Origin of the sequence: Nocardia sp. CA-151230 (assembly GCF_050942175.1) — a bacterium.
GTDB lineage: Bacteria > Actinomycetota > Actinomycetes > Mycobacteriales > Mycobacteriaceae > Nocardia.
Map to the genome: position 1 here is coordinate 2,452,848 of NZ_CP192061.1, position 25,898 is coordinate 2,478,745.

19 protein-coding genes and 1 pseudogene are annotated in these 25,898 nt (G+C 68.7%); 13 read left to right on the top strand and 7 right to left on the bottom strand.

The genetic code is table 11. The features are described from left to right. The first annotated feature begins 10 nt into the window (after nt 1-10). Nucleotides 11-310, top strand: coding sequence for a protealysin inhibitor emfourin (locus ACQP1O_RS11105; RefSeq protein ID WP_433565726.1), 300 nt, complete (start codon nt 11-13; stop codon nt 308-310). 80 nt (nt 311-390) lie between these two features. Here ACQP1O_RS11105 and ACQP1O_RS11110 read toward each other — a convergent pair whose 3' ends face one another. The 4 genes from ACQP1O_RS11110 to ACQP1O_RS11125 all read right to left on the bottom strand — a co-directional run bounded on the left by ACQP1O_RS11110 (nt 391) and on the right by ACQP1O_RS11125 (nt 4,795). Then, the gene (locus tag ACQP1O_RS11110; RefSeq protein WP_433565727.1) at nt 391-1,143 is read right to left on the bottom strand and encodes a metal-dependent transcriptional regulator; all 753 of its coding nucleotides are present in this window, start codon (nt 1,141-1,143) and stop codon (nt 391-393) included. Nucleotides 1,144-1,226: 83 nt separating this feature from the next. Next, nucleotides 1,227-2,333 carry a sulfite oxidase gene (locus ACQP1O_RS11115; RefSeq protein ID WP_433565728.1) on the bottom strand — a complete coding sequence of 369 codons (1,107 nt, stop codon included), beginning with the start codon at nt 2,331-2,333 and terminating at the stop codon, nt 1,227-1,229. Nucleotides 2,334-2,453: 120 nt separating this feature from the next. Continuing rightward, the gene (locus tag ACQP1O_RS11120) at nt 2,454-3,191 is read right to left on the bottom strand and encodes a hypothetical protein (RefSeq protein WP_433565729.1); all 738 of its coding nucleotides are present in this window, start codon (nt 3,189-3,191) and stop codon (nt 2,454-2,456) included. A gap of 59 nt (nt 3,192-3,250) precedes the next feature. After that, complete coding sequence (locus ACQP1O_RS11125) at nt 3,251-4,795, bottom strand: HD domain-containing phosphohydrolase (protein ID WP_433565730.1); 1,545 nt, start codon at nt 4,793-4,795, stop codon at nt 3,251-3,253. 210 nt (nt 4,796-5,005) lie between these two features. Here ACQP1O_RS11125 and ACQP1O_RS11130 point away from each other — a divergent pair, with 210 nt between their 5' ends. From ACQP1O_RS11130 to ACQP1O_RS11160, 7 genes are all read left to right on the top strand, one after another. Continuing rightward, on the top strand, nt 5,006-5,599 hold the full coding sequence (locus ACQP1O_RS11130) for a hypothetical protein (protein WP_433565731.1): 594 nt from the start codon (nt 5,006-5,008) through the stop codon (nt 5,597-5,599). Between the two features lie 84 nt (nt 5,600-5,683). Then, on the top strand, nt 5,684-6,646 hold the full coding sequence (locus ACQP1O_RS11135; RefSeq protein ID WP_433565732.1) for a bifunctional riboflavin kinase/FAD synthetase: 963 nt from the start codon (nt 5,684-5,686) through the stop codon (nt 6,644-6,646). 131 nt (nt 6,647-6,777) lie between these two features. After that, complete coding sequence (gene rpsO / locus ACQP1O_RS11140; protein ID WP_433565733.1) at nt 6,778-7,047, top strand: 30S ribosomal protein S15; 270 nt, start codon at nt 6,778-6,780, stop codon at nt 7,045-7,047. Nucleotides 7,048-7,466: 419 nt separating this feature from the next. Beyond that, a complete protein-coding gene (locus tag ACQP1O_RS11145; RefSeq protein WP_354839254.1) occupies nt 7,467-9,728 on the top strand; it encodes a polyribonucleotide nucleotidyltransferase in 2,262 nt (753 codons plus the stop codon). Between the two features lie 85 nt (nt 9,729-9,813). Continuing rightward, nucleotides 9,814-11,154, top strand: coding sequence for a M16 family metallopeptidase (locus tag ACQP1O_RS11150; protein WP_433567651.1), 1,341 nt, complete (start codon nt 9,814-9,816; stop codon nt 11,152-11,154). A gap of 84 nt (nt 11,155-11,238) precedes the next feature. Continuing rightward, the gene (locus ACQP1O_RS11155) at nt 11,239-13,110 is read left to right on the top strand and encodes a protein kinase domain-containing protein (protein ID WP_433565734.1); all 1,872 of its coding nucleotides are present in this window, start codon (nt 11,239-11,241) and stop codon (nt 13,108-13,110) included. 88 nt (nt 13,111-13,198) lie between these two features. Continuing rightward, complete coding sequence (locus ACQP1O_RS11160) at nt 13,199-13,882, top strand: pyridoxamine 5'-phosphate oxidase family protein (protein ID WP_433565735.1); 684 nt, start codon at nt 13,199-13,201, stop codon at nt 13,880-13,882. A 176-nt stretch (nt 13,883-14,058) separates the two neighbouring features. Here the strand turns inward: ACQP1O_RS11160 and ACQP1O_RS11165 are convergent. Next, nucleotides 14,059-14,370, bottom strand: a pseudogene (locus ACQP1O_RS11165) (ArsR/SmtB family transcription factor); the annotation flags it as partial. A gap of 93 nt (nt 14,371-14,463) precedes the next feature. Between ACQP1O_RS11165 and ACQP1O_RS11170 the strand changes: the two are divergent. From ACQP1O_RS11170 to ACQP1O_RS11180, 3 genes are all read left to right on the top strand, one after another. Continuing rightward, nucleotides 14,464-15,708 (top strand): MFS transporter, encoded by a 1,245-nt coding sequence (locus ACQP1O_RS11170; protein ID WP_433565736.1) that lies wholly within the window; start codon nt 14,464-14,466, stop codon nt 15,706-15,708. Between the two features lie 208 nt (nt 15,709-15,916). Further along, nucleotides 15,917-17,353 (top strand): pentapeptide repeat-containing protein, encoded by a 1,437-nt coding sequence (locus ACQP1O_RS11175; RefSeq protein ID WP_433565737.1) that lies wholly within the window; start codon nt 15,917-15,919, stop codon nt 17,351-17,353. 88 nt (nt 17,354-17,441) lie between these two features. Continuing rightward, complete coding sequence (locus ACQP1O_RS11180) at nt 17,442-18,194, top strand: hypothetical protein (protein ID WP_433565738.1); 753 nt, start codon at nt 17,442-17,444, stop codon at nt 18,192-18,194. A gap of 6 nt (nt 18,195-18,200) precedes the next feature. On the opposite strand, the gene ACQP1O_RS11185 is transcribed toward ACQP1O_RS11180, so the two are convergent. After that, nucleotides 18,201-18,857, bottom strand: a complete 657-nt coding sequence (locus ACQP1O_RS11185) for a class I SAM-dependent methyltransferase (RefSeq protein ID WP_433565739.1) — start codon at nt 18,855-18,857, stop codon at nt 18,201-18,203. Nucleotides 18,858-18,931: 74 nt separating this feature from the next. On the opposite strand from ACQP1O_RS11185, the gene ACQP1O_RS11190 reads away from it, so the two are divergent. Then, a complete protein-coding gene (locus tag ACQP1O_RS11190; RefSeq protein WP_433565740.1) occupies nt 18,932-20,047 on the top strand; it encodes an alcohol dehydrogenase catalytic domain-containing protein in 1,116 nt (371 codons plus the stop codon). Nucleotides 20,048-20,116: 69 nt separating this feature from the next. Here ACQP1O_RS11190 and ACQP1O_RS11195 read toward each other — a convergent pair whose 3' ends face one another. After that, nucleotides 20,117-23,362 (bottom strand): protein kinase domain-containing protein, encoded by a 3,246-nt coding sequence (locus tag ACQP1O_RS11195; RefSeq protein ID WP_433565741.1) that lies wholly within the window; start codon nt 23,360-23,362, stop codon nt 20,117-20,119. A gap of 178 nt (nt 23,363-23,540) precedes the next feature. Here ACQP1O_RS11195 and ACQP1O_RS11200 point away from each other — a divergent pair, with 178 nt between their 5' ends. Next, nucleotides 23,541-25,676 carry an ArnT family glycosyltransferase gene (locus ACQP1O_RS11200; protein ID WP_433565742.1) on the top strand — a complete coding sequence of 712 codons (2,136 nt, stop codon included), beginning with the start codon at nt 23,541-23,543 and terminating at the stop codon, nt 25,674-25,676. Nucleotides 25,677-25,898: the final 222 nt, after the last annotated feature.

The window sequence follows — 25,898 nt, forward strand, 5'->3', positions numbered from 1 at the left end:
GCTCGTTCGTATGTCGCCGATACGCATCGCATATCGACGGTCGGGTGGGCTGGCCGGTCTGGACTTGACCGCCGAGGTCGACGCCGCCGACCTGCCGCCCGGCGATGCCACGATCGCGGCGGGGCTGCTCACCAGCGACCCCGCCGGATCGGCCGGGACCGGTGTTCCCGATGGGTTCAGCTACGAGCTCACCGTCAGCGACGGAACCCGGACTCGGACGCATCGGTGGAGTCAGCCGTACGTGCCTGCCGAGGTCTCCTCGCTGCTCGCGGCCCTCACCTCCCGGGCGACTCCGGCCGCGCCCGCCTGACCACGGTGTTCGATCGCACCGGCCGCCGCCACGTTCGGGCAGCGGAAAATCCCGGGTGACGGGGTTGCCGGGCCGCCCGTTCAGTGCGCTTCGCTGAGCCAGATCGCTTCGGCCGCAATGCTTCCGAGGTCGATCGTGCGTTCCTCGACCTGCACCGCGATGGTGCCCGCGAAATCGCGCCGCTCCACCACGGCGATGGGTGTGTCCAGCGCGATGCCGAGCGAATCGAAATAGCGCAGCATGGCCGGATCGGAATCGGAGATCCGTGCCACCCGGCCGGATTCGCCGGCGTCGAAATCACTGAGCTGACGGGCCGGGGGAGTGGGCACCGCGCCGTCCACCGAGGGAATCGGGTCCCCGTGCGGATCCCGGTCGGGGTGGCCGAGTTTGGCGTCGATGCGATCCATGAGCGTCTCCGAGACGGCGTGCTCGAGCACCTCGGCCTCGTCGTGCACCTCGTCCCAGCCGTAGCCGAGTTCATTGACCAGGAAGGTCTCGATCAGCCGGTGCCGGCGCACCATGGCGATCGCGGCGCGGCGGCCGTCCTCGGTGAGCGTGATGGCCCCGTAGCGGGCGTGTTCGACCAGCCCCTGGTCGGCGAGCTTGCGGACGGCCTCGGACACCGTGGACGCGGAGACGCCGATCTTCTCGGCGAGCAGCTTGGTCGACACCTTCTCCTGCGACCACTCCTGCGCCGTCCAGATCACTTTCAGGTAGTCCTGGGCGACCGAGGACAGCACCGGGGCGACGGTCGTGGTCTTGCTGTGGGGTTCGGAAGGTGCGGACGGATCGGCCAGCTCGCGGCGGGTGGCGATGTCTCGTTTTCCGGGCACGTACCCGAGCTTAGGCACACCTCGCGCGGTTTCACACATCGGCGCGCTCGCTGGTAGGGAGCACGGTACGGCACGAGGGTCCGCTATCGCGTGACGTGGATCGGCACACTGTGGACCGCGTTTGCCCCGTACCCCAACCGATTCCATACGGGCTCGTCGGGCTGGGTGTGGCCGGCCGCATCCGTCGCCCTCACCCGCACGGTCGTCGGTCCGGGGGCATCGACAGAGGTGACGAGATCCCAGTCGCGCCAGCTGTCCGGCAATTGCTTCCCCCGCAATCGAGCCCGCTGCCAGCTCCCTTCGCCGATCGAGACCTCGACGCTGGTGATCGGGGCAGGCCCGGACCAGGCGACACCCTGGATGGTGAGCGACCCGGGGCGCACGACGGCGTTCGACGCGGGAACCGTGATCACGGACCGTACGTGCTGCAGGCGCACCGGCTCGGTGACGACCTGCCCTCCGCGCTCCCACTCGTAGCAGTACTTTTCGGTCTGGAAGTACCCGGCGAACCGATGGTCGAGGACCTCGATGTCGGTGAGCCACTTCACCGATGCCACCCCGTACCAGCCCGGAACGACCAGCCGTAGCGGACGGCCGTGGAGGGCCGACAGCGGTTCACCGTTCATGGCGTAGGCGAGCAACGCCCCGCTGTGCTGGGCATCGGTCAGGTCGAGGCTGCGCTCGAAGCGGATCGTTCCCGAATGCCGGTCGACAGGCCCGCTGTCCGCACCGCGGAATACGACCTCGCATGCTCCGGGCGCGGCACCCGCCTGCGTGAGCACCTCGATCAGGGGCACTCCGGTCCATTCCGCGGTGCCGACCGCGCCGGGTCCCCACTGTTCTCCCGGCGTCGGCGGGTCCAGGGCCGATCGGCCGTTGCCGGCGCACTCGAGGGTGACAATCCGTGTCCGCGACGGCATTCGGAGCAGGTCCGGCATAGTCCATGCCGACGGATGTGTGACACGGCCGGTGACCCGAAGCCGCCAGTCGGCCGGGTCGAGATCCGGAATCCGGAAATGATTCCGCTTGTAGAACCGCGCGTTCGGAGTGATACCGCCCCCCAGGTCGGAAACCGGCGTCTCGGCATTGAGCGGGTCGCGGCACATCACGACCAGGCCCGCCGCTACGGCTTGTCGATGGGCCGACCGAGGGCTGATCCAGGGTGTGACCGGGTCGGTGGTCCAGGTCATCGAGGCGCACTCCTGACCTTCGGTTTCAACTCCCGCAGGCTCCAACCTACCGGCGCCGGAACGATCCGGATGTCGAAATCGCGGCCTTCGAACGTCGATGACCGACGGCGTTGCCCGCGATCACGCCGCGGCGGCAGGGGCCAGGTGTCTGGCCGGGTCGAACGGTTCGAACGCGGCTCTCGCGACGACGAATACGCCGCGTTGCGGCAGCCAGAAGTCGCCGAGCTTCTGCTGCTGTGGCAGCGGAGCGGGCGCGCCGAGATCGGCCCCGCGCAACCGCGCCCGGCCGGCGGAGACGAGCCACATCCGCAGCGGTCCGGCCGCGAAGTGCTGCCCGTTCGGGACGGTTCCGCTCATGCGGATACGCCCGACCTGCAGCATCGGGCCTGCGCCCTTGGCCATGATCCGATGGAAACGGTCGCTGCGCCATACCGCGGCCGGGGTGTGACGTCCCACGGCACTCAGCAGGCGGGTACGGCCGGTGGCTTCCAGGTCGATCCGCCACGCGAGAATGCCGGGAATCCGGACCTCCAAGGAGTACGGGCCGACCCACTCGATATCGATCGGGGTGCGGACCGTGGTGGCCGAGCCGCCGTCGGAGAAGTACCGGGCACAGCTGAGTTCCGGCGCCACGTCGGAGTAGAAGGTCCATTCGCCTGCCGGGTTCCGGTGCCACACAGCGCGATAGCCCGGACCGATCGACGTGGCGGCGAAATGCCGGAGTGCCAGGTAGTCCCCGGTTTCGAACGGCATACCCATCACGCCGTAACCGGCGAGCCGTTCGTCTGTACCGGGCCAGAGGGCCGGTTGGTCGATCGTCGCCTGCGCCGCGGTTCTGGGGTTCTTGATGGTCGCCATGGAACGATCGTCGTCGGGACGGCCCGGGTGATCATGAGGCATTCGCCCCCTTTTCCGGTTCACAGTGACGCGGGGACGACCATGCCGTGCTGCGTCGCGAACAGGCTCGCCCCGACCCGATTCGTGACGCCGATCTTGCTGTAGATGTGTTCGACGTGATTACGGATCGTCTTCTCCGAAACGCCGAGGGCCTTCGCGATCTCCCGATTCGATCGACCCCGGGCCACGTTGATCAGTACCTCGGTTTCCCTGGGGGTCAGACCGGACGGGCGTGCGGGTCGCCTGGACCGCCGGTGTCCCGCGGCTTCCAGCACTGTCTCGACCGCGGTCGGTTCGAGTTTCCCGGCAGCGGCGTCGCGGCGCAGCCGGCGAGCAGCCTGATCGGGGTCGAGGGCCACCCGATACGGTCGCGGTTCCCGCGAGCTGTGGTACTTCACCGCCGCTGCGAGCAGCCGGTCGTTCACGGAGAGAGCGCCGCCGGTGAGACCGTTCGGGTACCCCGAGCCGTCCAGGTGTTCATGATGCCGTTCCGCGACGGTTCGGACCGCCTCGAGACCGCCCACGCGGCTCAGGATCCGGCCGGTCAGGTAGGGGTGCATCTGCGCCCGTTCCCATTCGGAGGCGGTGAGCGGGGCCGGTTTCTCCCAGATGTGGTTGGACACGCCGATGCGGCCGAGGTCGTGGACATACCCTGCCCGGCGCATCAGGTCCGCATCCGCCGGGCCCAGTCCGGCGCAGCCCGCCGCGGCATGCGCCAGGTCGGCCACCCCACGCGAATGACCAAGGGTGAAAGGACATTTCAGGTCGACGAAGTCGCCGAGTGCCTGCAGCAGCGTATCGAGTTCGGCACCGGTGACAATTCGATCCGGATCGGGCAGTGAAGCCGCGGCAGCCGACCACGCGTCGTCCGGCAGGCCGAGCATGTCACCTGCCGAGCCGACGAGGACGGACACCAGTTGCGGGTCGAGCTGTCCGCCGCTTCGGCTGCGGGCAACCGTGATCGCCGCTTCGACGCCGTTGGCGCGATGGGGCACCTCGACGACATCGGCGAGCTGGACGACCCGCATCACGATCGGGATGTCGGTGCCCGCAACTCCGTTCGGCAGTCCACGTCCGTCCCAGCGTTCGAAGGCGAAGCGCAGCGCGGAGGCGACCTCCTGGCCCAGGCCGAACTGCTCGGCCAGCAGCGATGCGGAAGCGCAGTGCGAGCGCACGAGTTTGCCGAGGTTGCCCCTGGCGTCCTTGATCAACGTCGCGCCGATCTGCGCCCGCTTGCCCAACGGCAACCCGCGTCCGACATTGCGGAGCAGGAAGCGGAGATACGGTAGTCCCGACCAATCCACCGCGAAGCTGTCGTGGCGAACAGTGATGTCGTCGCCGAACCAGTGCGCGTACTCGTGCGAATCGGCATGGCATCCGATCCACATCAGCAGAGACGTATGGAAGACGGCCGACCGCTCCTCCTCGGTCAGGCGCAGCAGATCGGCAAGCCGGGTCCCGATGACCGCGGACCGCAGCATGTGCTCCATCGGCTGGCCCAAGCCCAGATCGATCGCAATCGACAGTGCCGCCAGGACCTCTCTTCTGGAAACGAACGGTGCCACGATCGTCTCCTGTCGTCGCGCCTACTCACGCTACGCCGACGCCGTTCCGGATACGACGCTCCGCCCCCACCGGTGCCACTCCCGAAAATGGGACAAATTCCTCATGTTCGACCGTTGCGGCGCGACTCTACTTGGTGCTGAAGGGCTTACCACTTGGTGCTGAGGGCCTGATCGGAGCGGCCTCCACCGGGGAGACGGAGAGGAGTCTCGATGACCTGCATCCATACCGGGCGCGATGCCGCCGATCTGACCCGGTTCGCCGGGGACGTGGACGCCCTGGTCCACGACAACCGTGACGAGCACCGGCTCACGGCTCTGGTGGCCGACCGGCTTCGGGCGCTGTTGGCCTCGGAGGTCACTCTGCCGTCCGAATTCACGCAGCCGCATGCGGACCACTACGTGGTGTACCCGCTCCATGTCGCGACCGATGGATCGTTCAGCATCGTGTCGGCGGTGTGGGACGTCGGTCAGACCACGCCCGTCCACGGACACGAGACCTGGGGAGTGGTCGGGATCTACTCCGGTGTCGAACACGAGACCCGCTACGTCAAACCGGCGGCCCCGGACATCCCGCTCGTGGCGACCGTGGAACACGACTGGCATCGCGGTCAGGTGACGATCTGCTGCACCACCGACGACGACGTCCATCGAGTCAACTGCGGGAGCCAGACCCCTTGCGTCGGCATCCATGTCTACGGAGCCGACGTCGGGAGGCTTCCGCGCCGATGGTACGAACCCGATACCGGCCGCCAGCACTGGTTCATCTCCGGGTGGGCCACGCCGGCCGGCGGACCGGAGTGGTGAACGCAGGGTGACGGACATGCTTCCGGCCGTGAAGATCCGCACCGCCGAATATTGTCTGTGACGCGCTTTGCGTAGGCTTCCCGTGTGCAGAGATGGCGAAGTCTCGAGGAGATGCCCGCGGACTGGGGCCGGTGTGTCCTCACCATCGGGGTATTCGACGGCGTGCATCGCGGTCACGCCCAGCTCATCAGCCGTGCGGTGAAATCCGCTGCGGTGCGGGGCGTTCCGTCGGTGCTGATGACGTTCGACCCGCACCCGGTCGACGTGGTGCGGCCCGGTGCGCATCCGGCGCAGCTGTCCACCCTGGACCGGCGCGCGGAACTGGTCGAGGAACTCGGCATCGACGTGTTCGTGGTGATGCCCTTCACCCGTGACTTCATGAAGCTCACCCCCGAGGAGTACGTCGAGGAACTGCTCGTGGACCGGCTGCACGTGGCCGAGGTCGTGGTGGGCGACAACTTCACCTTCGGCAAGCAGGCCGCCGGCACCGTCGACACCATGCGCGAGCTCGGCAGCCGCTACGGCTTCGACGTCGACGGCGTGCAGCTGCTCGGCGAGCACGCCGTCACCTTCTCCTCCACCTACATTCGCGGCTGCCTGGCCGAGGGCAATGTGGGCGCGGCCGCCGAGGCGCTGGGCCGTCCGCATCGCGTCGAGGGCGTGGTCGTGCACGGCGACGGCCGTGGCAAGGGCCTGGGTTTCCCGACCGCCAATGTGGCCCCGACCATGCACGCGGCCATCCCCGCCGACGGGGTGTACGCGGGCTGGTTCACCGTCCTCGAACCCGGCGACCCGCTGGTGGGCGAGCGCCACATGGCCGCCATCTCGGTCGGCACCAACCCGACCTTCGACGGCCGTAACCGCACCGTCGAGCCCCATGTCCTCGATTTCGACGAAGACCTCTACGGCAAGCACGTCGCCGTGGACTTCGTCGAGCAGCTGCGTGGCATGCGGAAGTTCGGGTCCATCGAGGAGCTGGTCGAGGCCATCGGCAAGGACGTCGACCAGGCCCGCAAGGTCCTCGGCGACGGCACCGACGAGGAGTAGGGCTCCCGGGGCCGATTTCCGCCACAACCGGAGACTCCGGTAAGGTGTCACGTCGGGTTTGCTGCGGTCCGCGGCGGCGCCCAACCGGATTCGTCCGGTCCCTCGAGCGCGGACTGAAACAAGGAGTATCTGTGGCTCTCACCACTGAGCAGAAGGCGGCGATCCTCGCCGAGTACGGCGTGCACGAGAAGGACACCGGTTCCCCGGAGGCGCAGATCGCGCTGCTGTCCAAGCGGATCGCCGACATCACCGAGCACCTCAAGAAGCACAAGCACGACCACCACACCCGCCACGGCCTGATGGCGCTGATCGGTCGTCGCAAGCGGCTCTCGAAGTACCTGCAGGACAAGGACATCGAGCGTTACCGTTCGCTGATCGAGCGTCTCGGCCTGCGTCGCTGACCCAAGCCGCGGACCCTCGGCGCGGCGAGGTGACACACCTCGTCGGCAGAGGTAGTTGACGAACCGGCCAACGAGGAGGCATAGAATCTCCTCGTTGGCCTTTCGTATATGTGGCCGTGGATCCCCACGAGGGGGAGGATCGGCCGGGTATACGCCAACACGAGCCGTATGCACCCGTCGCGTGGCGTCGGTCTTCGGTAGTGGCTTTTCGGGGCGCGAAGTGAGATGAACCATGCGCGCCCGGAGGGCTTCGATCGATGACCGCCTCCGCGTCGCCGTATCCAAGGGGATAGGGCCGGGTGTGCGCGCTGTGGCCAGGAGGGCTGCCGCGCGCCCATGCCGGGTACGGCTCATGAGCCGGGTCGCACGTGATCGATACGTGCTGGACCCGGCGAAGACGAGAGGTTGAGATAACAAAGATGTCCGACACCCAGACCAGTTCCGCCGCCGAGGTCGAGCCCGGCGTTTTCGAGTCCGTCGCCCTGATCGACAACGGCAGCTACGGCACTCGCACCATTCGTTTCGAGACCGGCCGCCTGGCCAAGCAGGCCGCCGGTTCCGTCGTCGCCTACCTCGACGACGAGACCATGCTGCTGTCGGCCACCACGGCCTCCAAGCAGCCCAAGGACCAGTTCGACTTCTTCCCGCTGACGGTGGACGTCGAGGAGCGCATGTACGCCGCCGGCCGTATCCCCGGCTCGTTCTTCCGTCGTGAGGGGCGCCCTTCGACCGACGCCATCCTGACCTGCCGCCTGATCGACCGGCCGCTGCGCCCGTCCTTCGTCGACGGCCTGCGCAACGAGATCCAGGTCGTCGTCACCGTCATGTCGCTGGATCCGAAGGATCTGTACGACGTGGTCGCGATCAACGCCGCCTCGGCGTCCACCCAGATCGCGGGCCTGCCGTTCTCCGGCCCGGTCGGCGGCGTGCGCGTCGCGCTGATCGAGGGCCAGTGGGTCGCCTTCCCGACCGTGGAGCAGCTCGAGGGCGCCGTGTTCGACATGGTCGTCGCGGGCCGCGTGGTCGACGGTGACGTCGCCATCATGATGGTCGAGGCCGAGGCCACCGACAATGTGCTCGCCCTGATCGCCGACGGCGCCTCCGCGCCGACGGAAACCGTTGTGGCCGAGGGCCTCGAGGCCGCCAAGCCGTTCATCGCCCGCCTGTGCAAGGCCCAGTCGGACCTGGCCGCCCTGGCGGCCAAGCCGACCGAAGAGTTCCCGATCTTCCTGCCGTACCAGCCCGACGCCTACGAGGCCGTCGAGGGCACCGCCAAGCGTGAGCTGAACGAGGCGCTGTCCATCGCGGGCAAGCAGGAGCGCGAGGAGAAGATCGACGAGATCAAGCTCTCCGTGCTCTCCGAGCTGGCCGAGTCCTTCGAGGGTCGCGAGAAGGAACTGGGCGCCGCCTTCCGCTCGGTCACCAAGAAGCTTGTGCGCCAGCGCATCCTGACCGACAGCTTCCGCATCGACGGCCGTGGCCTGGCCGACATCCGCGCGCTGTCCGCCGAGGTCGCCGTGGTGCCGCGCGCCCACGGTTCGGCGCTGTTCGAGCGTGGCGAGACCCAGATCCTGGGTGTCACCACCCTGGACATGGTGAAGATGGCGCAGCAGGTCGACTCGCTCGGCCCGGAGACCTCCAAGCGCTACATGCACCACTACAACTTCCCGCCGTTCTCCACCGGTGAGACCGGTCGCGTGGGCTCGCCCAAGCGTCGCGAGATCGGCCACGGCGCGCTCGCCGAGCGTGCGCTGGTGCCGGTGCTGCCGTCGCAGGAGGAGTTCCCGTACGCCATCCGTCAGGTCTCGGAGGCGTTGGGCTCCAACGGTTCCACCTCGATGGGTTCGGTCTGCGCCTCGACCCTGTCGCTGCTGAACGCCGGTGTGCCGCTGAAGGCCCCGGTCGCCGGTATCGCCATGGGCCTGGTGTCGGACACCGTGAAGAACGACAAGGGTGAGGACGAGGTCCGCTACGTGGCCCTCACCGACATCCTGGGCGCCGAGGATGCCTTCGGCGACATGGACTTCAAGGTCGCCGGTACCCGCGAGTTCGTCACCGCCCTGCAGCTCGACACCAAGCTCGACGGCATCCCGTCGAAGGTGCTGGCCGGTGCGCTGAACCAGGCCAAGGACGCGCGCCACACCATCCTGGACGTGATGGCCGAGGCCATCGCCACCCCGGACGAGATGAGCCCCTACGCTCCGCGCGTCACCGCCATCAAGATCCCGGTGGACAAGATCGGCGAGGTGATCGGACCCAAGGGCAAGGTCATCAACCAGATCACCGAGGACACCGGCGCCAACATCTCCATCGAGGACGACGGCACCGTGTTCGTCGGCGCGACCGACGGCCCGTCGGCGCAGGCCGCGATCGACGCGATCAACGCCATCGCCAACCCGCAGCTGCCGAAGGTCGGCGAGCGCTTCCTGGGCACCGTCGTCAAGACCACTGCCTTCGGCGCGTTCGTCTCGCTGCTGCCGGGCCGCGACGGTCTGGTCCACATCTCGAAGCTGGGCAACGGCAAGCGCGTCGCCAAGGTCGAGGACGTGGTCAACGTGGGTGACAAGATCCGCGTGGAGATCGCCGACATCGACAACCGCGGCAAGATCTCGCTGGTGCCGATCGACGAGGATTCGGACAACTCCGAAGCCTCTGCTGCGGCCGACGCGAACGCAGAGTAATTATTTCTCTGTGACGAAGAAGCAGTCCACGGTGCGCGTGGGTTCCGCGCGCGCCGCGACAGACACGGCCCCCTTGCTCCGCAATCTGGAGCAGGGGGGCTCTTCACTGGTGGTTGCCCAGAATCAAGCGCCCGCAACGGATATCGGCGTGCGCCGCACCGTGCTGCCCGGCGGTCTACGGGTGGTCACCGAGCATGTGCCGGGCGTGCGCTCGGCGTCGATCGGCGTGTGGGTCGGGGTCGGCTCACGCGACGAGGGCCCGACGGTGGCCGGCGCCGCGCACTTCCTCGAGCATCTGCTGTTCAAGGCCACGCCCTCGCGCTCGGCGCTGGATATCGCGGAGGCCATGGACGCGGTCGGCGGTGAGCTGAACGCCTTCACCGCCAAGGAGCAGACCTGCTATTACGCGCACGTGCTGGACGAGGATCTGCCGCTGGCGGTGGACCTGGTCACCGACGTGGTGATGAACGGGCTGTGCCGCGCCGAGGACGTATCGGTGGAACGGCAGGTCGTGCTGGAGGAGATCTCCATGCGCGACGACGATCCCGAGGACATCGTCGGTGACACCTTCCTCACCGCGCTGTTCGGTGATCATCCGATCGGCCGCCCGGTGATCGGCAGTGTCGACACCATCGAGGCCATGCAGGCCCAGCAGCTGCGCTCGTTCCACCAGCGCCGCTACCGGCCCGACCGCATGGTGGTGGCGGTGGCCGGCAATATCGAGCACGAGCACACCGTCGAACTGGTGTACCGCGCCTTCGGGAATCGGCTCGAATCCGGGCTGGAACCCGCTCCCCGGCGGGAGGGCCGGTTCCGGCCGCGTGGCAATCCGGAGCTGTTGCGCATCCAGCGCGACAGCGAGCAGGCGCATCTGGTGTTCGGTACCCGCGCCTTCGGCCGGCACGAGGGCGAGAAGCGCTGGCCGCTGTCGGTGCTCAACACGGTGCTCGGCGGCGGGCTGAGTTCGCGGCTGTTCCAGCGCATTCGGGAGGAGCGCGGCCTGGCGTACTCGGTGTACTCCAGCGTCGACACCTTCGCCGACACCGGCGCGTTCTCGGTCTACCTCGGCTGCCAGCCCGAAAACCTGGGCCGCGTAGCGGGTTTGGCGCGCGGGGTGCTCGAGGAGGTGGCCGCCGACGGCATCACCGACGCCGAGTGCGCCCGTGCCAAGGGTTCGCTGCGGGGCGGTCTGGTGCTGGGGCTGGAGGATTCCGGCTCGCGCATGAACCGGATCGGCCGCTCGGAACTCAGCTACGGCAACCACCGCAGCGTGTCCGAAACCCTCGCTCGCATAGACGAAGTCACCACCGACGAGGTCTCCAGGATCGCGGCCGCCCTGCTCGCTCGCCCCTTCGGCGTCGCGGTGGCCGGACCCTACCGCCGCACCCGCGACCTGCCCGCCGCCGTGCGTCATCTCGTGGACTGAGATCGCTACTCGGCAGTAGTCCCGCCTGGCCGGTGAGGTATGCCCGTTTGTGGCTATGATCACCTCGCCGGAATGGGAGGGGTTGTGCTTTCTCCAGGTGAGAACTTCGCCGGGTACGTGATCGAGCGAGAGCTGGGGCGCGGCGGGATGGGCGCGGTGTACCTGGCCCGGCATCCACGCCTGCCCCGGTGGATCGCGCTGAAGGTGCTGAACTCGGAGTACCACGGCGACAACGAGACTCACACCCGCTTCGAACGCGAGGCCGACCTCGCCGCGCGGCTCAATCACCCGGGCGTGGTCACGGTCTACGACCGGGGCATGGAGCACGGGCGACTCTGGATCGCCATGCAGTACGTCGACGGTATCGAGGCCGAGGCGGTGACCGACATGTCGCCCGAGCAGGCCGTGCAGATCGTCGCCGCCACCGCGGACGCCCTCGACTACGCGCACCGGGTGGGCGTGCTGCATCGAGATGTGAAGCCCGCCAACATCCTGCTGGCCCGCGAGACCCGGGAACAGCAGGCGGGCGTGCTGCTCACCGACTTCGGCATCGCACGGCTGCAGGGGGAGACCGGGCGCCTCACCGGGTCCGGCTCGGTGATGGCGACGCTGGCCTACGCGGCGCCGGAGCAGCTCCAGAGTCTGCAGGTGGACCACCGCTCGGACCAATATTCGCTGGCCTGCACCCTGTTTCGGCTGTTGACCGGGGCGCCACTGTTCCTCGCCGCCGATCTCGGCGCGATCGTCAAATCGCATCTGTACGACAGCCCGCCGCCGATCGCGACCCGGCGGCCGGGCCTGCCCGCGACACTGGATCCGGTGCTGGCCCGGGCATTGGCGAAGAATCCGGATGAGCGCTACCCATCGTGTACGGAGTTCGCGGCGGCGGCGCAGCGGGCGCTGGCGGCCGGAGGTGCGTCGGGGGCGCAGCAGGACCACGGCCCGGAAATGCCTGCGCGCCGCGGAAATTCACCCGCCGCGCGCCGGGGCAAGCAGGGCGCTGGTCCGCACCCCGCATCGGTGGCCACGCCGGCCCAGCGACGTGCGGTGCAGTCGGATACCGGGGCGCGGCGGGTGTCGCAATCGGATACGGGAGCGCGGCGGGTGCCACGGTCGGATACCGGGGCGCAGCGCCGGGTGTCGCAATCGGATACGGGAGCGCGGCGGGTGCCGCAGTTGGATACCGGGGCGCGGCGGGTGCCGCGGTCGGATACCGGGGCGCAGCGCCGGGCGGTGCAGTCCTCGGTGGCCGTGCGCTCGGGACGCTTGACCGATATCCAGGATGCGTTCGGGCCGCCCACCGGGCGATATCTGAATTCGCCTGCGGTGAAGACGAATTCGTCGCGACAGCCGCGCCGACGGCTGATCGGTGTGCGGATGGTGGTGCTGCTCGGCACCTGCCTGGCGGCCGCGCTGGGGCTGACGGTCTTCCTGTTCACGCCGTCGGGCAACTCGGAGAAGCCGAACCAGCCCGCCGCCGAGATCGGCGAGATCAGTAAGCAATTCCCGGGGCTGGTTCCGCAGAAGCCCGGACTCGGAGGGGGTTTCGCCGCCGCGAGTTGCCGGGTGGTGGATCACGACACCAAGGATTTCCAGCCGCCGTGGGCCTTCGAGGGCTGGTCGGCGGCGTGGGACTGCCAGTACTCGGCCGACCGCGATGTCCGCGAGTACGTCGTGTTCGCCTACGGCTCGGGCGCCGCGGCCCGTTCGGTGGCGAACCGAATTCGCCCGGCGGGCAGTACCATCGAGGAACTGTCCTTCAAGGAGTACTGCGGCGCAAAGCAATACACCAATCTGCGCTTCGATTCCGATCCGGACGTGCCCTCCACCGCCTTCGCCACCACCTTCTTCGACGATCCCGCGCGGGAGAAGTTCCTGCTGTACACCCGGGGCAATCCGGCCACGCCGAGTGGTGTGGTCGACTGGTGGAAGTCCCTGCCGCTCACCCGGTCCTGATCGGGGCGACGAGCGCCACACCCCGCGGGCCTCGGACCAGCCCGAACGTACTGATAGGTTCGATCGCGGGACAGCGGAAGGACGCGCCATGTCGAATCGGTACGCGCGGATCGCCTTCTCGGCGGCGGCACGGGAACGTCAGAAACTCGCGGGGAGCTATCGGGACTACGGCGCCCAGCTCGAGAGCGGGAGCGACGAGCCGCAACCGCTCGAACCCCGCGAGATGGGGTTCATCCGCGCGGCAGACTCCTTCTTCCTCGGCACCGCTACCCCCGAGGGCTGGCCCTACATCCAGCATCGCGGCGGGCCCAAGGGTTTCGTCCAGGTCCTCGACGATCGCACCCTCGCGTTCGCCGATCTGTCGGGCAATGGCCAGTACGTCACCGTGGGCAACCTCACCGGGAACGATCGTGTCGCGCTCTTCTTCATCGACTACCCGGTGCGCGAGCGGCTGAAGGTCTACGGCCGCGCCCGCATGGTCGAGCGCACCGAGGACCCGGAGCTGGTCGACCGGGTGGCCGGGGCCTACAACGGCGCGATCCAGAAGATCGCCGAGCGTGCGATCGTCATCACCGTCGAGGCCTGCAACTGGAACTGCGTCAAATACATCCGCCCCCGCTTCACCAAGGAGCGTCTCGACGAGGCGATCGCCCTGGAGCGCCGTGACGCCATGGCCGAACGACAGCGCCTGACCGCCGAGCTCGACGACCTGCGCCGCGAAAACGACGCGCTGCGCGCACAATTGGCTGCCGCCCGGATCGCGGCGGGCTGAACCGCCACGGGTGGAGGGCATGCCGGTCAGCGGCGACTCCGGCTCGGCTCGTCGTCGCCCGATGTGGCGTCCTGATCCGCCCGGAATGCGGAGTGGTCGATCAGGGGAGCGTCGCCTGACGTGGCGGCGAACTGCTCTCGGGCGGCGACTCCGGCTCGCGTATCGACCGCAGCGTCACCGCATTCCCGATTCGCGGCGGCCAGCACTGCCGCGAGCAGGCCGGGGAGGGCGGTGTCCAGGTCTGCGGAGCGCAGGCGGAGGTGGGTATTGCCGTCGATGGTGACGCGATCGGTGACGCCGGCCTCGCGCAGGATCTTGAAGTGGTGGGCGGCCGTCGATTTGCTGATGCCGTCGTAGGTCAGGCTGCAGCGCAGCGGGGTGCCGGCATTGGCCAGGCGCCGCACGACCTCGAGGCGGATCGGGTCCTGAAGTGCGCCGAGCACCGCAGGTAGCGGGGCCACCGCGGGCGACGCTTCGGTGTCGGACATGAGCTACCTCACTCGGATACCTAGTTTGATAATCGTCGAACCCGGCGTAGGGTTTGGTTCGATCACAATCAAACTTACCTGATGGAGGGTTCGATGGCATCGGCAACGGTGGTTGCGACTCGAGCCGAACAGGGCAGCCAGACCTGGGCGTACGCGCTCGTCCTCGCGGCCAGCGGTGTGGCGCTGGGCGTTTCGGGCGCGCCCGCCCCGCTGTACGGGATCTATCAGCAGAGCTGGCATTTCTCCCCGCTCACCACGACCTTCGTCTTCGCCGCCTACGCGGTGGCGGCGCTGGGTGCGGTGCTGGTGTCGGGGCGGATCTCGGATGTGGTGGGCCGCAAGCCGGTCCTGCTGGGTGCGTTCGCGCTCATGATCGTGGGCCTGGTGGTGTTCCTGCTCGCCGACAATGTGGCCATGCTGCTGCTGGCCCGGGCGCTGCACGGGGCCGCGGTCGGCGCGACCGTGGTGGCGGGCGCGGCGGCACTGCTGGATCTGCGGCCGCAGCAGGGTGCGCGGTCCGGGCAGCTGTCCGGGGTGGCGTTCAATGTCGGTATGGCCGTGGCGATTCTGGGCTCGGCCGTGCTGGCCCAGTACGCGCCGCACCCGCTGCGCACGCCGTATGTCGTGATCACGCTGGTGTGCGCGCTCATCGCGGCGGGCGTGCTGGCGCTGCGGGAGCCGCACGGGGCGCGGCAGAAGCAGCGCATCACCATTGCCAAACCGGCTGTGCCGCAGGAGATCCGCGGTGACTTCTGGTTCTCGGCGCTGGGCGTGATGGCGGCCTGGTCGGTGCTGGGCGTGCTGCTGTCGCTGTATCCGTCGCTGGCCTCCGCCGAGACGGGCATCCACAATCTGGTCTTCGGCGGGGCGGTGGTGGCTTCGACAGCGACCGCGGGTGCGATCGCGCAGGCCATCGCGGGCGGGATTCCGGCACGCCGCGCGGCCATCGCCGGCGATATCGGCATGGCGATCGCGCTGGTGGTCACGATTCCGGCGCTGAACACCCACAACTGGGTGCTGGTGCTGCTGGCCGGGTTCGCCCTCGGCGGCACCTTCGGGCTCGGCTTCGGCGGATCGCTGCGGCACCTGTCCAATGTTGTCCCGCAGCACAAGCGGGGCGAGACCATGTCGGCCTACTACCTGCTCGCCTACTCGGCCATGGCGGTGCCGACCGTGGTGGCGGGGTGGGCGGCCACCACCTGGGGGCTGAGCACGGTGTTCCCGTGGTTCGTGGTGGTGGTGGCGCTGGCGTGCCTGGGTGCCGCCGGTATCGGGCTGCGCCGCAATGCGGAGGCCGCGGAGGTCGACGAGCCCGCGGAGGCTGCGACGGCCGCCTGATTTCCCGAATGGTCTTACCTGCGTCCGCCCGGCGACCCTGTGTCGCAGGGCGGACGCGTCATTCGGCACCAGGAGATACGGCGCTGCTGCAGCACAGGCACACCACGTTGTGAAACGGTTTGGTGTGTCCCGATTTTCGGATGCGCGAAGCCGGGACGGAATTGCCGCATCCGATGCGTGACGGGGCCGGGGTCGCTATTCTTCGGCTATGCGGCGGTGGAGGTTCGGTGGGGTGGTGAGCCGGACGGTACACCGGTCGGGTCTGATGGTGTCGGCACTGGTGGCCGTGCTCGGCGGGCTCGCGGTCGCGGGCGTCACCTGGTGGATGCTGTGGCACTTCCTGGGCGCGCGGGCCGAGACGCCGAATCAGCTGGATCTGAGCAAGATTTCGCTCGCCGTGACGGCGGGTGTCTTCGGGGCGGTCGCCCTGGTGGTGGCCTACCGGCGGCAGCGCGATGCCGAGCGTGGGCGCTTCGCCGATGTCTTCGGAGCCGCGGCCCGCCAGCTCGGAGATCCCGATGTGGCGGTGCGCATCGCCGGGGTCTACGCCATGGCCGGGGTGGCCGACGAGTTCTCCGCCCGCTGGCGGCGGCAGCAGTGCGTGGATGTGCTGTGCGGATACCTGCGGCTGCCGTATCAACCGGAGGAGGGCGCCAGCCACCTGGTCTCCAGATCGCAGCGCATCGAGGATCACGGCACGGCCGTGGAGCGGGTGTACACCTATCGGCAGAACGATCGGCAGGTCCGCGACACCATCGTGCGGGTGATCGCCGAGCATCTGCGGCCCGCTGCCCAAACATCATGGTGCGGCTGTGATTTCGACTTCTCGGACGCCGTGTTCGAGGATGCCGACTTCCGGCACGCCGTCTTCGCCGGCCGCAATACCCGCTTCACCAACGCCATGTTCCTCAGCGGCCGCACCGTATCCTTCGAACAGACGCGGTTCCTGGGGGAGCGGGTCACCTTCCGCGGGGCCATCTTCCGCAGCATGGCCGTCTTCGACCGGGCGGTCTTCGCGCACACCGAGGTCGACCGGACCGATCGCGAGAATGCCGGAGCCACCTTCACCGAGGCGACTTTCGGCGGCGGCGTGAGTTTCGAGGGCGCGCAATTCCGCGGCGCGCGAACGGCATTCGACCGCGCCACCTTCGCGGGCGAGCAGGCCGTCTTCGCCGAGGCCGGCTTCGGCGCCGCCCTGACAACCTTCGACCGCGCCCTTTTCGACGGCGACCGGGTCAGCTTCGCCGGTGCCGAATTCACCGGCGCGCGGATTACTTTCGCCGATTCCCGCTTCTACTCCGATTCCGGTTCCTTCGACGGCACCCGGCTGGGTGCGCGGGTGCGATGGCGCACCGGCCGCACCCAGGAGGTGTCCTTCGCCCGGGCCGAGTACCACGGGAAGGTCTCCTTCGCCGATGCCGTGTTCTCGGGACGGTCGGTGATCTTCGCGGGTGGCGACTTCTTCGGCGACATCTCCTTCCGTCGCGTCTCCTTCGACGCCCGCGCCATCACCTTCGAACAGCCCCGGGCGTGGGTCGGCGTCCACTTCGACTGGGACGCCGGACCCGCCACCAAACCGGCCAATATCACCCCGACGGCCTGGCCGCCCGCGCTCGCCGAGTCCACCCCCGAACTCGCCTCCTGAGCCCGTCGCGGGCTGTTCGCCGGTTTTGCCCGAAGCTCACCGGTGGGATAGCTTGCAGACGAGTTGAGTTGAGACAGGGGATTGTGTGGTGGGGAGCCACGGCGTCGGTTGGGCTGCCGGTGTGGCGGTGCTGCTGCTCTGCCTCGCGGCGATGGTCGCGAGCCGGGCGCGGCGGGCACCACATCGAGCGATCGGCCGCGGGACGCGCGCGGTGACAGCGGGCTCGGCCCTGGTCGGCTGGGTGCTGGTCTTCGGCGCGATGACCGCCGTGATCTCGCCGCTGCCCCGGGACACCGTCGCGGGCAAGGCGATTGCCGCGCCACCGGAACTCGTGCAGGCCGGGCTGCCGACCACCTCCGCCAAGCCCGACGCCCCCGATCCCATGGCCGCGCTGAAGGCGGGGGACTGCGTCGAGGTGCCCATCCAGCAGGCCAAGGACGCCACCGGCGCTCCGAGTTGGAAGGCCGGCTCGCCGGAGCCGTCGGACTGCAACTCGGTGGACGCGAACTACCGGGTGCTGCAGATGGGTCCGGACCCGTGCTCGGGCCCGCTGTACACGCTGGAATCCGCGCCCAAGGACAAGAGCGGCAAGGCTCGCTACCACCTGTGCCTGACCTTCGACTGGCGGACCGGGGTCTGCTACGACACCGCCGATATGGATGTCCCGTCCAAGGTCGCCTGCGGGACTCCGGGTGACCACATCGTCCAGGCGACCGCGGTGCTCGAGGGCACCACCTCGGGTGCGGGCTGTCCGCGCGACGGCCGTGGCGCGGTCTGGGTGGTCTGGAACAAACTCGAGCTCACCGTGTGCTTCCGCGGTGGCGACGACCCGGGGAAGTGACCGCGATCACCGTCCGTGACGTCCGACGGTGATGACGTCGGGGATCAGCCACGACGGCAGCGGCCGGGTGATCTTGCGCTGATCGACGACCTCGAATCCGGCGTCCTGCAGCAGTTTCCGGGTTTCGCGCGGCGAGGGCGCGTGAGCCGGGAAGCGCGGGCTGCGGGTGAGCCGCTGAATGGGCCGGGAGGTCGGGCCGGAGGGATGCATGGTCGCGATGGCGACGAGCCCGCCGGGGGCCAGCACCCGATGGAATTCGCGCAGCGCGACCGGATGATCGAAGAAGTGGAAGGCGCTGGTGCTCACGACCGCATCCAGTTCGCCCGCGGCGAAGGGCAGATGCTCGGCGGCGGCCTGCCGCCACTGCACGGCGGCGGAGCGGGCGCGGGCCTGGGCCAGCATGCCCGGCGAGGCGTCCACGCCGTAGACGACCTCGGGGCGCAGCTCGCGCTGGATGCGGGCGGTGAGAATGCCGGTGCCGCAGCCGATGTCGGCGATGCGGCGCGATCCGGCGGTGCGGAGTTCGGCGAGGACCTGATCCTGCGGCGGGCGGTAGACGACCTGCTGCAGGGCGGCGGTGTCGTAGGCGCGGGCGATGTTGCCGAAGAACTGCGTCACCACATGGTTGAAGGCTCGATTGCCGGTGGTCAGCGATGTGCTCATGATGCTCCTGTCCGGCCTCCATGGAAGCAGATTTCGCACTGTCTGGGAAGGTGCGATGGAGTAGCGTCGGGCGCATGAGGATTCGTGGTGCCGTCCTGGAACGTATCGGGGCCCAGACGCCCTTCGCCGACTCGAAGCCGATCACCATCAGCGAGCTGGAGCTGGGTGAACCCGGCCCCGGCGAACTGCTCGTCAAGATCGAGGCGGCCGGGCTGTGCCACTCGGATCTGTCCGTGGTCGACGGCAACCGGGTGCGGCCGGTGCCGATGCTGCTGGGCCACGAGGCATCCGGCCGCATCGAGGCGGTCGGCCCCGGCGAGAGCGACCTGCGCGTCGGCCAGCGGGTCGTCATGACCTTCCTGCCCCGCTGCGGCGAGTGCGCCGGATGTGCCACCGACGGCCGCACCCCCTGCGAACCCGGCAGCCTCGCCAACAACGCGGGCGAATTGCTCGCCGGCGGAAGGCGATTGCTGCGCGAAGGCGCGGAAGTCCATCACCACCTTGGTGTTTCGGCCTTCGCCACGCACGCCGTCGTGGACCGCCGCTCGGTGGTCCCGGTCGACGACGACGTCCCACCCGAGGTGGCCGCCGTCCTCGGCTGCGCCGTCCTCACCGGCGGTGGCGCCCTGCTGAATTCGGCCAAGCCCGGTCCCTCGGACCGCATCATGGTCGTCGGCCTCGGCGGCGTCGGCATGGCCGCGGTGCTCGTGGCCGCGGCGCTGCGGGCCGGCACCGACCGCGAGGTCATCGCTGTCGACACCGTCCCCGACAAACTGAAGACCGCCATGGAACTCGGCGCCACCGCCGCCTACACCCCTCAGGAAATCGCCGCCGACAACATCCGGGCCGAGGCGGTCATCGAGGCCGCAGGCAACATCCGAGCCTTCGAAACCGCCGTAGCCGCAACAGCTCCCGGCGGCGTCACCGTCACCGTAGGACTCCCCGCCCCCGACGCCCGCGCCTCCATCTCCCCCCTCGCCCTGGTAGCCCAGGGCCGCGCCATCATCGGCAGCTACCTCGGCTCCGCCGTCCCCGCCCGCGACATCCCCGAATTCGTCCGCATGTGGCGCGAAGGCCGCCTCCCCGTCGAACGCCTGGTCTCCTCCCACATCCGCCTCGAGGACATCAACCGAGCCATGGACGAACTGGCCGCCGGCCACGCCCTTCGCCAGGTGATCCTCTTCGACTGACCCGCCCGACCACGGCACCGCGCCGTCACCGCGAACCGATGCCGGCGTGGCGAGTCGATGAGAAAGAGTTCAGGGTTCGGGCTGTTCGGCGGCCCAGGCCGCGATCTGTGTGCGCGAGGTGAACCCCAGCTTGGTCAGGATGTGTTCCACGTGTCCATTGACGGTGCGCGGTGAAATCGTCAGCCGGGCCGCGATCGCCCTGTTGGTCAGGCCGTGCGCAACGAGATCGGCCACCTGGCGCTCACGCTTGGTCAGTTTTCCTCCGGAAAGCAGGGGCGGCGCGGTCGCTTCGGCTTGCTCGCCGAGCGCGAAGCTCGCTGCGGCATCGAAACTCATTGCGGCGCCTTCCTGATGGGCCGCCTCGAATGCGCGCGCGCCGAGCATCTCGCGACTGCGGCGGGTGAATTCCTCGTGGTAGACGAGCGCATTGGGCAACATCGAGATGGAGCTGCCACCGATGTGGCTCAGCGTTTCGGCGGCGCCCAGCAGGGTAGCGGCGCGGCTGACATCGCGTTGCTCGGACGCGATCCAGGCCAGTGCCTCCATACAGCTGGTGGCGACGACCGGATCGGACACCAGCCGGGCCGCTCGAATTCCCTCCTGCAACAGAGATACGGCGCGATCGGGCTCACCCGTTCGCCACACGGCGAATCCCATTGCCCACAGCACCCACGACCGAAGCACCGTTTCGCCGGCGGATTCGGTGATCGCGAGCGCCTTCTCGAGGCCCGCGAGAGCCCGCGCGGTGTCGCCCTGTTGCGCGTAGGCCCAGCCGAGCGAAATCCGGGCGTCCAGCTGCGATTCGAGGTCACCGGATGCCTCGTAGGTGTCGATGGCATCGGCCAGCAGGGTGGTACCCGCACCAGCCGGATGATCAGCACCGCCGGTGGTGAAATAATTCCCCTCGGCGTGGGCGAGCAGGGCCGCGACCAGTGGGTCTGTCGTCTGCTCGGCCAGGGCCTCGAGCTGCGCCACGTGCTCGGCGGCGGCCGGTAGGTCACCCTGCAGGACGGCCATCGTGGCGGCCCCGCAGCGAGCCCTGGCCCGAACCAGCGGCTCGGCATCGGTGGATTGGGCCAGCGCGCGCTCATACCAGCGACGTCCCTCGCTGAGCCGCCCACGCAATGTCCAGAACATATACAGGGCGGTGACGATCCGCAGCGCGGTGTCGCCCGACTCGGACAGGCTGGATTCCAGCGCATTTCGCAGATTCGGCAGCTCCCGCTCCAGCCGGGCAATCCACTGCAGCTGGTGCGGACCGATCCATTCCGCCTCTACCTGGAGTACCAGCCGCTCGCACCAATCCCGATGCCGCCGAACGTATTCCGGGTACATCCCGCTGTCCTCGGCTTGCTCCCGGCCGTATTCCTGAACGGTCTCGAGCATCCGGAAGCGGACCGTGCCCTCGGTTTCCTCGCGGATCAGGATCGATTTGTCCACCAGCGCGGACAATGTGTCGAGCAATTGCGTCTCGGTCAGATCGGTGCCGCACACCTGCTCGGCCGCATCGAGCTCGAAAGTGCCTGCGAACACCGACAGCTGGTCCCACAATCGCTGCTCGGCCGGTGTGCACAGGTCATAGCTCCAGCCGATGCACCACCGCAGGGTCTGCTGCCGCATCGGGGCACCACGGCTCCCGCGAGTCAACAGGGCATAGCGGTCGTCGAGCCGGGTCAGGATCTGCTCGGGCGACATCGTACGCAGCCGGGCCGCGGCCAGCTCGATCGCCAACGGTAGCCCGTCGAGTCGAGTGCAGATCCCGGCCACGCTGAGCATGGAGTCATCGGTCACCTCGAAGCCCGGCACGGCCGCGGCGGCTCGCTCGGCGAACAATGTGACCGCGTCGTGGCGGGTCACCCCGCGCAGCCCCGGTTTGCTCGCCATATCGGGAATCCCCAGCGGGGGCACGACGAACACCGATTCCCCGCCGACGCCGAGTGCCTCTCGACTGGTCGCCAGAATCCGCACCTGCGGGCAGGTCCGTAGCAGCGATTCGGTCAGCGTCGCGACCGCTTCGATCACCTGCTCGCAGTTGTCCAGCACCAGCAGCAGATCGCGCTCGGACAAGAACTCCAAGAGCACCTCGAGCGTTGGCCGGGCACCCTGGTTTCGCAGACCGAGGGCAGTGGCCACGACGTCGACCAACAATGTTTCATCGTGCAGATCACTCAACTCGACCAGCTGCACGCCGTCGGCGAAATTTCGCTGCACCTTGTCGGCGACGTGCAGCGCGAGCCGTGACTTGCCGACCCCGCCCATACCGGTCAGCGTCACCAGACGTGACGCCGCCAGCAGGTTCTTGATTTCGGTCAGCTGGATCCGCCGGTCGACGAAGCTGGACAGCTCGATCGGCAGGTTTCCAGTACGATTCCCCGCCGCGGGCGCCGACGTGACAACCGATGCGTGCTCGGCTCCTGGTTCGGTCGGCAGCGTCATCGCGTCGACCCGGAAACCGTGATCGCGTTCTGTCCGGCGCAGTTGCTCACCCAACTCCGCGGCGGTGGGGCGGCCGCGTGGTTCGCGTGACATCGCCGTCTCGATCAGCGCGCAGACATCGTCGGGAATTCCTTGCTCGCGCAAATCCGGCACCGGTTGCTGGGTGATCCGCAGAAATTGCGCGACGACCTCCTCGCCGCTGCGGCGTTCGAAAGGCGCGTGCCCGGTCAGCGCACAGAACAATGTGGCTCCCAGCCCGTACACATCCGAGGCCCGGCTCGGGGGGTCACCACCGAGGACCTCCGGTGCGGTGAACGCCGGTGATCCGGTGATCGTGCCGGTCGCGGTTTCGAATCCACCGGTGATATGGGCGATCCCGAAGTCGGTCAACGCGGGCTCACCGTAGTCGGTGAGCAGGATGTTTCCCGGCTTGATATCGCGGTGCAGCACCTCGGCTCGATGCGCGGTTTCCAGCGCCCCGGCGATCTTCACCCCCAGGTGCAGCGCCTCTGCCAGTGACAACGGACCGTCGCGGCGCAGACGCGCATCCAGGGACCCGCGAGCGTAATAGGGCATGACCAGGTACGGGTGACCACCTGCGGTCTCACCGACCTCGAGCAGGTCGACGATATTCGGGTGCCCGGTCAGCCGCCCCATCGCGCGTTGCTCGCGAAAGAAACGCTCCCGATTCTCATCCAGCTCGCCGGTCAGTACCTTCACCGCGACCGTGCGACCCGCAGCCGGCTGGGTGCAGCGGAACACCTGCCCGAAACCGCCCCGCCCGATCTCCTCGGCCTCCTCGAAACCTGCAGCACGCAACTCCGTGACGACATCGACACCGACATCACGCTGCGTCATGAACAGATCTCTCTCGACCATCGGCCACTCGTGATCTCCCCACCGGGCACCAGCCACAATATCCCGACCGGTCCCTTCGCCGCACGCCGTTCGCGCTCTGGCCGGGGCGGCCGATGGCCGCGGCCGGGGCCGGCTGCGGCCGAGGCTCACGGGAAGCTCCCGGCGGGCTCACAGGGTTCATTGGACTCGAGGGCGCTGAATGGTCAGCGTGACCACATCACTCCAGGACAACCCGCCAGTGGTTCCGCCGCCGCCGGCGGCTCCTCGTGAGGCCGGACGGTTCGACGGCAGGACCGTCGAACGTGCCGGTCTGGCCGCGCTACTTATCGCGACGGCGGTGATGTATCTGTGGAACATCACCATCAATGGGATGGGCAATCAGTTCTACGCCGGGGCCGCGTGGGCCGGGTCGAAGAACTGGGAAGCACTGCTGTTCGGATCGCTGGATCCGGCGAATTTCATCACTGTCGACAAGCCGCCGGTGTCGCAGTGGGTGATGGGGCTGTCCGGGCAGATCTTCGGATTCTCGAGTGCCGGCATGCTGATTCCGCAGGCGTTGATGGCGGTGGCCGCGGTGGGGCTGCTGTACGGCGCGGCGCGGCGGCTGACGGGTAGCCATTACACCGGCCTGCTCGCCGGAGCCGCGCTGGCGTTGACGCCGGTCGCGGCGTTGATGTTCCGGTTCAACAACCCGGACGCGGTCATGGTGCTGCTCATGATGGCCGGTGCCTACGCCACTGTCCGCGCTCTCGAACGCGCCTCGACCACGTGGATTCTGCTCGCCGGTGTGGCGCTGGGGTTCGCGTTCCTGGCGAAGATGCTCGAGGGCCTGATGGTGCTGCCCGCGCTGGGGCTGGTCTATCTCATCGCCGCGCCGAATCCGATCCGCGCCCGCATCGTGCAGCTGGTCGGGGCGCTCGTCGCGCTGATGGTGTCGAGCGGGTGGTACGTGCTGGTCACACTGCTGTGGCCGGCGTCGAGCCACCCGTATCTGGCCGGGTCGACCGACAACAACTTCATGAATCTGGTGCTGGGCTACAACGGCTTCGCACGCGTGCTCGGCCGCAACCACCGTGGTGCTCCGGGCGGCGGCGCGCCACACGACCCGACTGCCGGGGCACCCGATCCGGCCGCCGCGGCGGACACGGCCGCGCAGCCCGGTCCGGGCGGACACGGCGGCGGCGGTGGATTCGGCGGCTTCGGCGGGCAGGTCCGCGGCGTGGGACGGCTGTTCACCGGCGAATTCGGCTTCGAGATCGGCTGGCTGTTGCCTGCCGCGCTGCTGGCCATGGTGCTGGTGCTGGTCTCGCGGGGCCGGGCGCCGCGCACCGACCTGGTGCGGGCGGCCGCGATCCTGTTCGGGCTGTGGATCCTCATCGACGGCGGCGTGCTCAGCTATATGAGCGGCACCGTGCACCCGTACTACTGCCTGTCGATCGCACCGGCGGTGGCCGGCATGTTCGCGATCGGCATCCGCGAGATGTGGACCAGGCGGGACACCATCCTCGGCGGCTTCGGCCTGGCCGCGCTGGTGGCGACCACCGGGGTGTGGAGTTTCGTACTGCTGCACCGCAACAGCGGCTGGTATCCAGAACTGCGCTGGGCGATCCTGGCGCTGACCGTCGTGGCGACCGTGCTGCTCGTGCTGCCGTGGGTCCGGGACAACCGCCGCCTTGCCGCAGCGGCACTCGCGCTCGGCCTGATCGCGAGCCTGTCCGGCGCGACCGCCTACTCGATCGCCACCATCGCCGCCCCGCACAGTGGTGGTGGTCCGACCGTCGGCCCGGCGAGTGCCGCGGGCGGCCGGGGCGGCGGCTTCGGTGAGTCCCAGCCCAACCAGCAGCTGGCGGCCCTGCTGAAGACGTCCGACTCGACGTGGGCGGCCGCGATCAACGGCTCCTCCGCCGCGGCGGGCCTGGAGTTGCAGACCGGCAAGGCGGTCATGGCGATCGGCGGCTTCTCCGGCAGCGATCCGACCCCGACCCTGGCGGAGTTCCAAGCCGATGTGAAGGCCGGCAAGATCGGCTACTACATCGTGCAGAACAACAACGACCGTGGCGGCAACGGAAACGGCAACGGCGACAACGGGAACGGCAACCGTGAGCCCGGCGCCCCCGCCGCCGGAGGCGAGCGCAACCGGCAGCAGGGCGGCGGCCAGAACCCCGCCGATCAGCCGAACCGCCAAGGCGCCCAGGCCGAGCAGGGCGGCCCGGGCAACCAGGGTGGCTTCGGTCGCAACCAGCACACCGACATCACGGACTGGGTGACCGCGACCTTCACACCCCAGCAGATCGGCAACACCACGGTCTACAAGCTGACCGGCTACACCGGCTAGCCCACCGCCCCGAAATGCCGGGCGCACAATGGATTCCATTGCGCACCCGGCCTTTCCCATGAATCCGACGCCGCTCGCCATCGGGGTGCGGTCAGTCACCGAACTTGCCCCGGCATGGTCTCGATGAAGTTCCCTGTCACCCATGAGCCGCCATGCCGTCGCCGACCGTGCCGTCGCCGCCGCCTCGCGCGCCCCCGCGCCGGAGCGTGTCGCGTTCCGGCC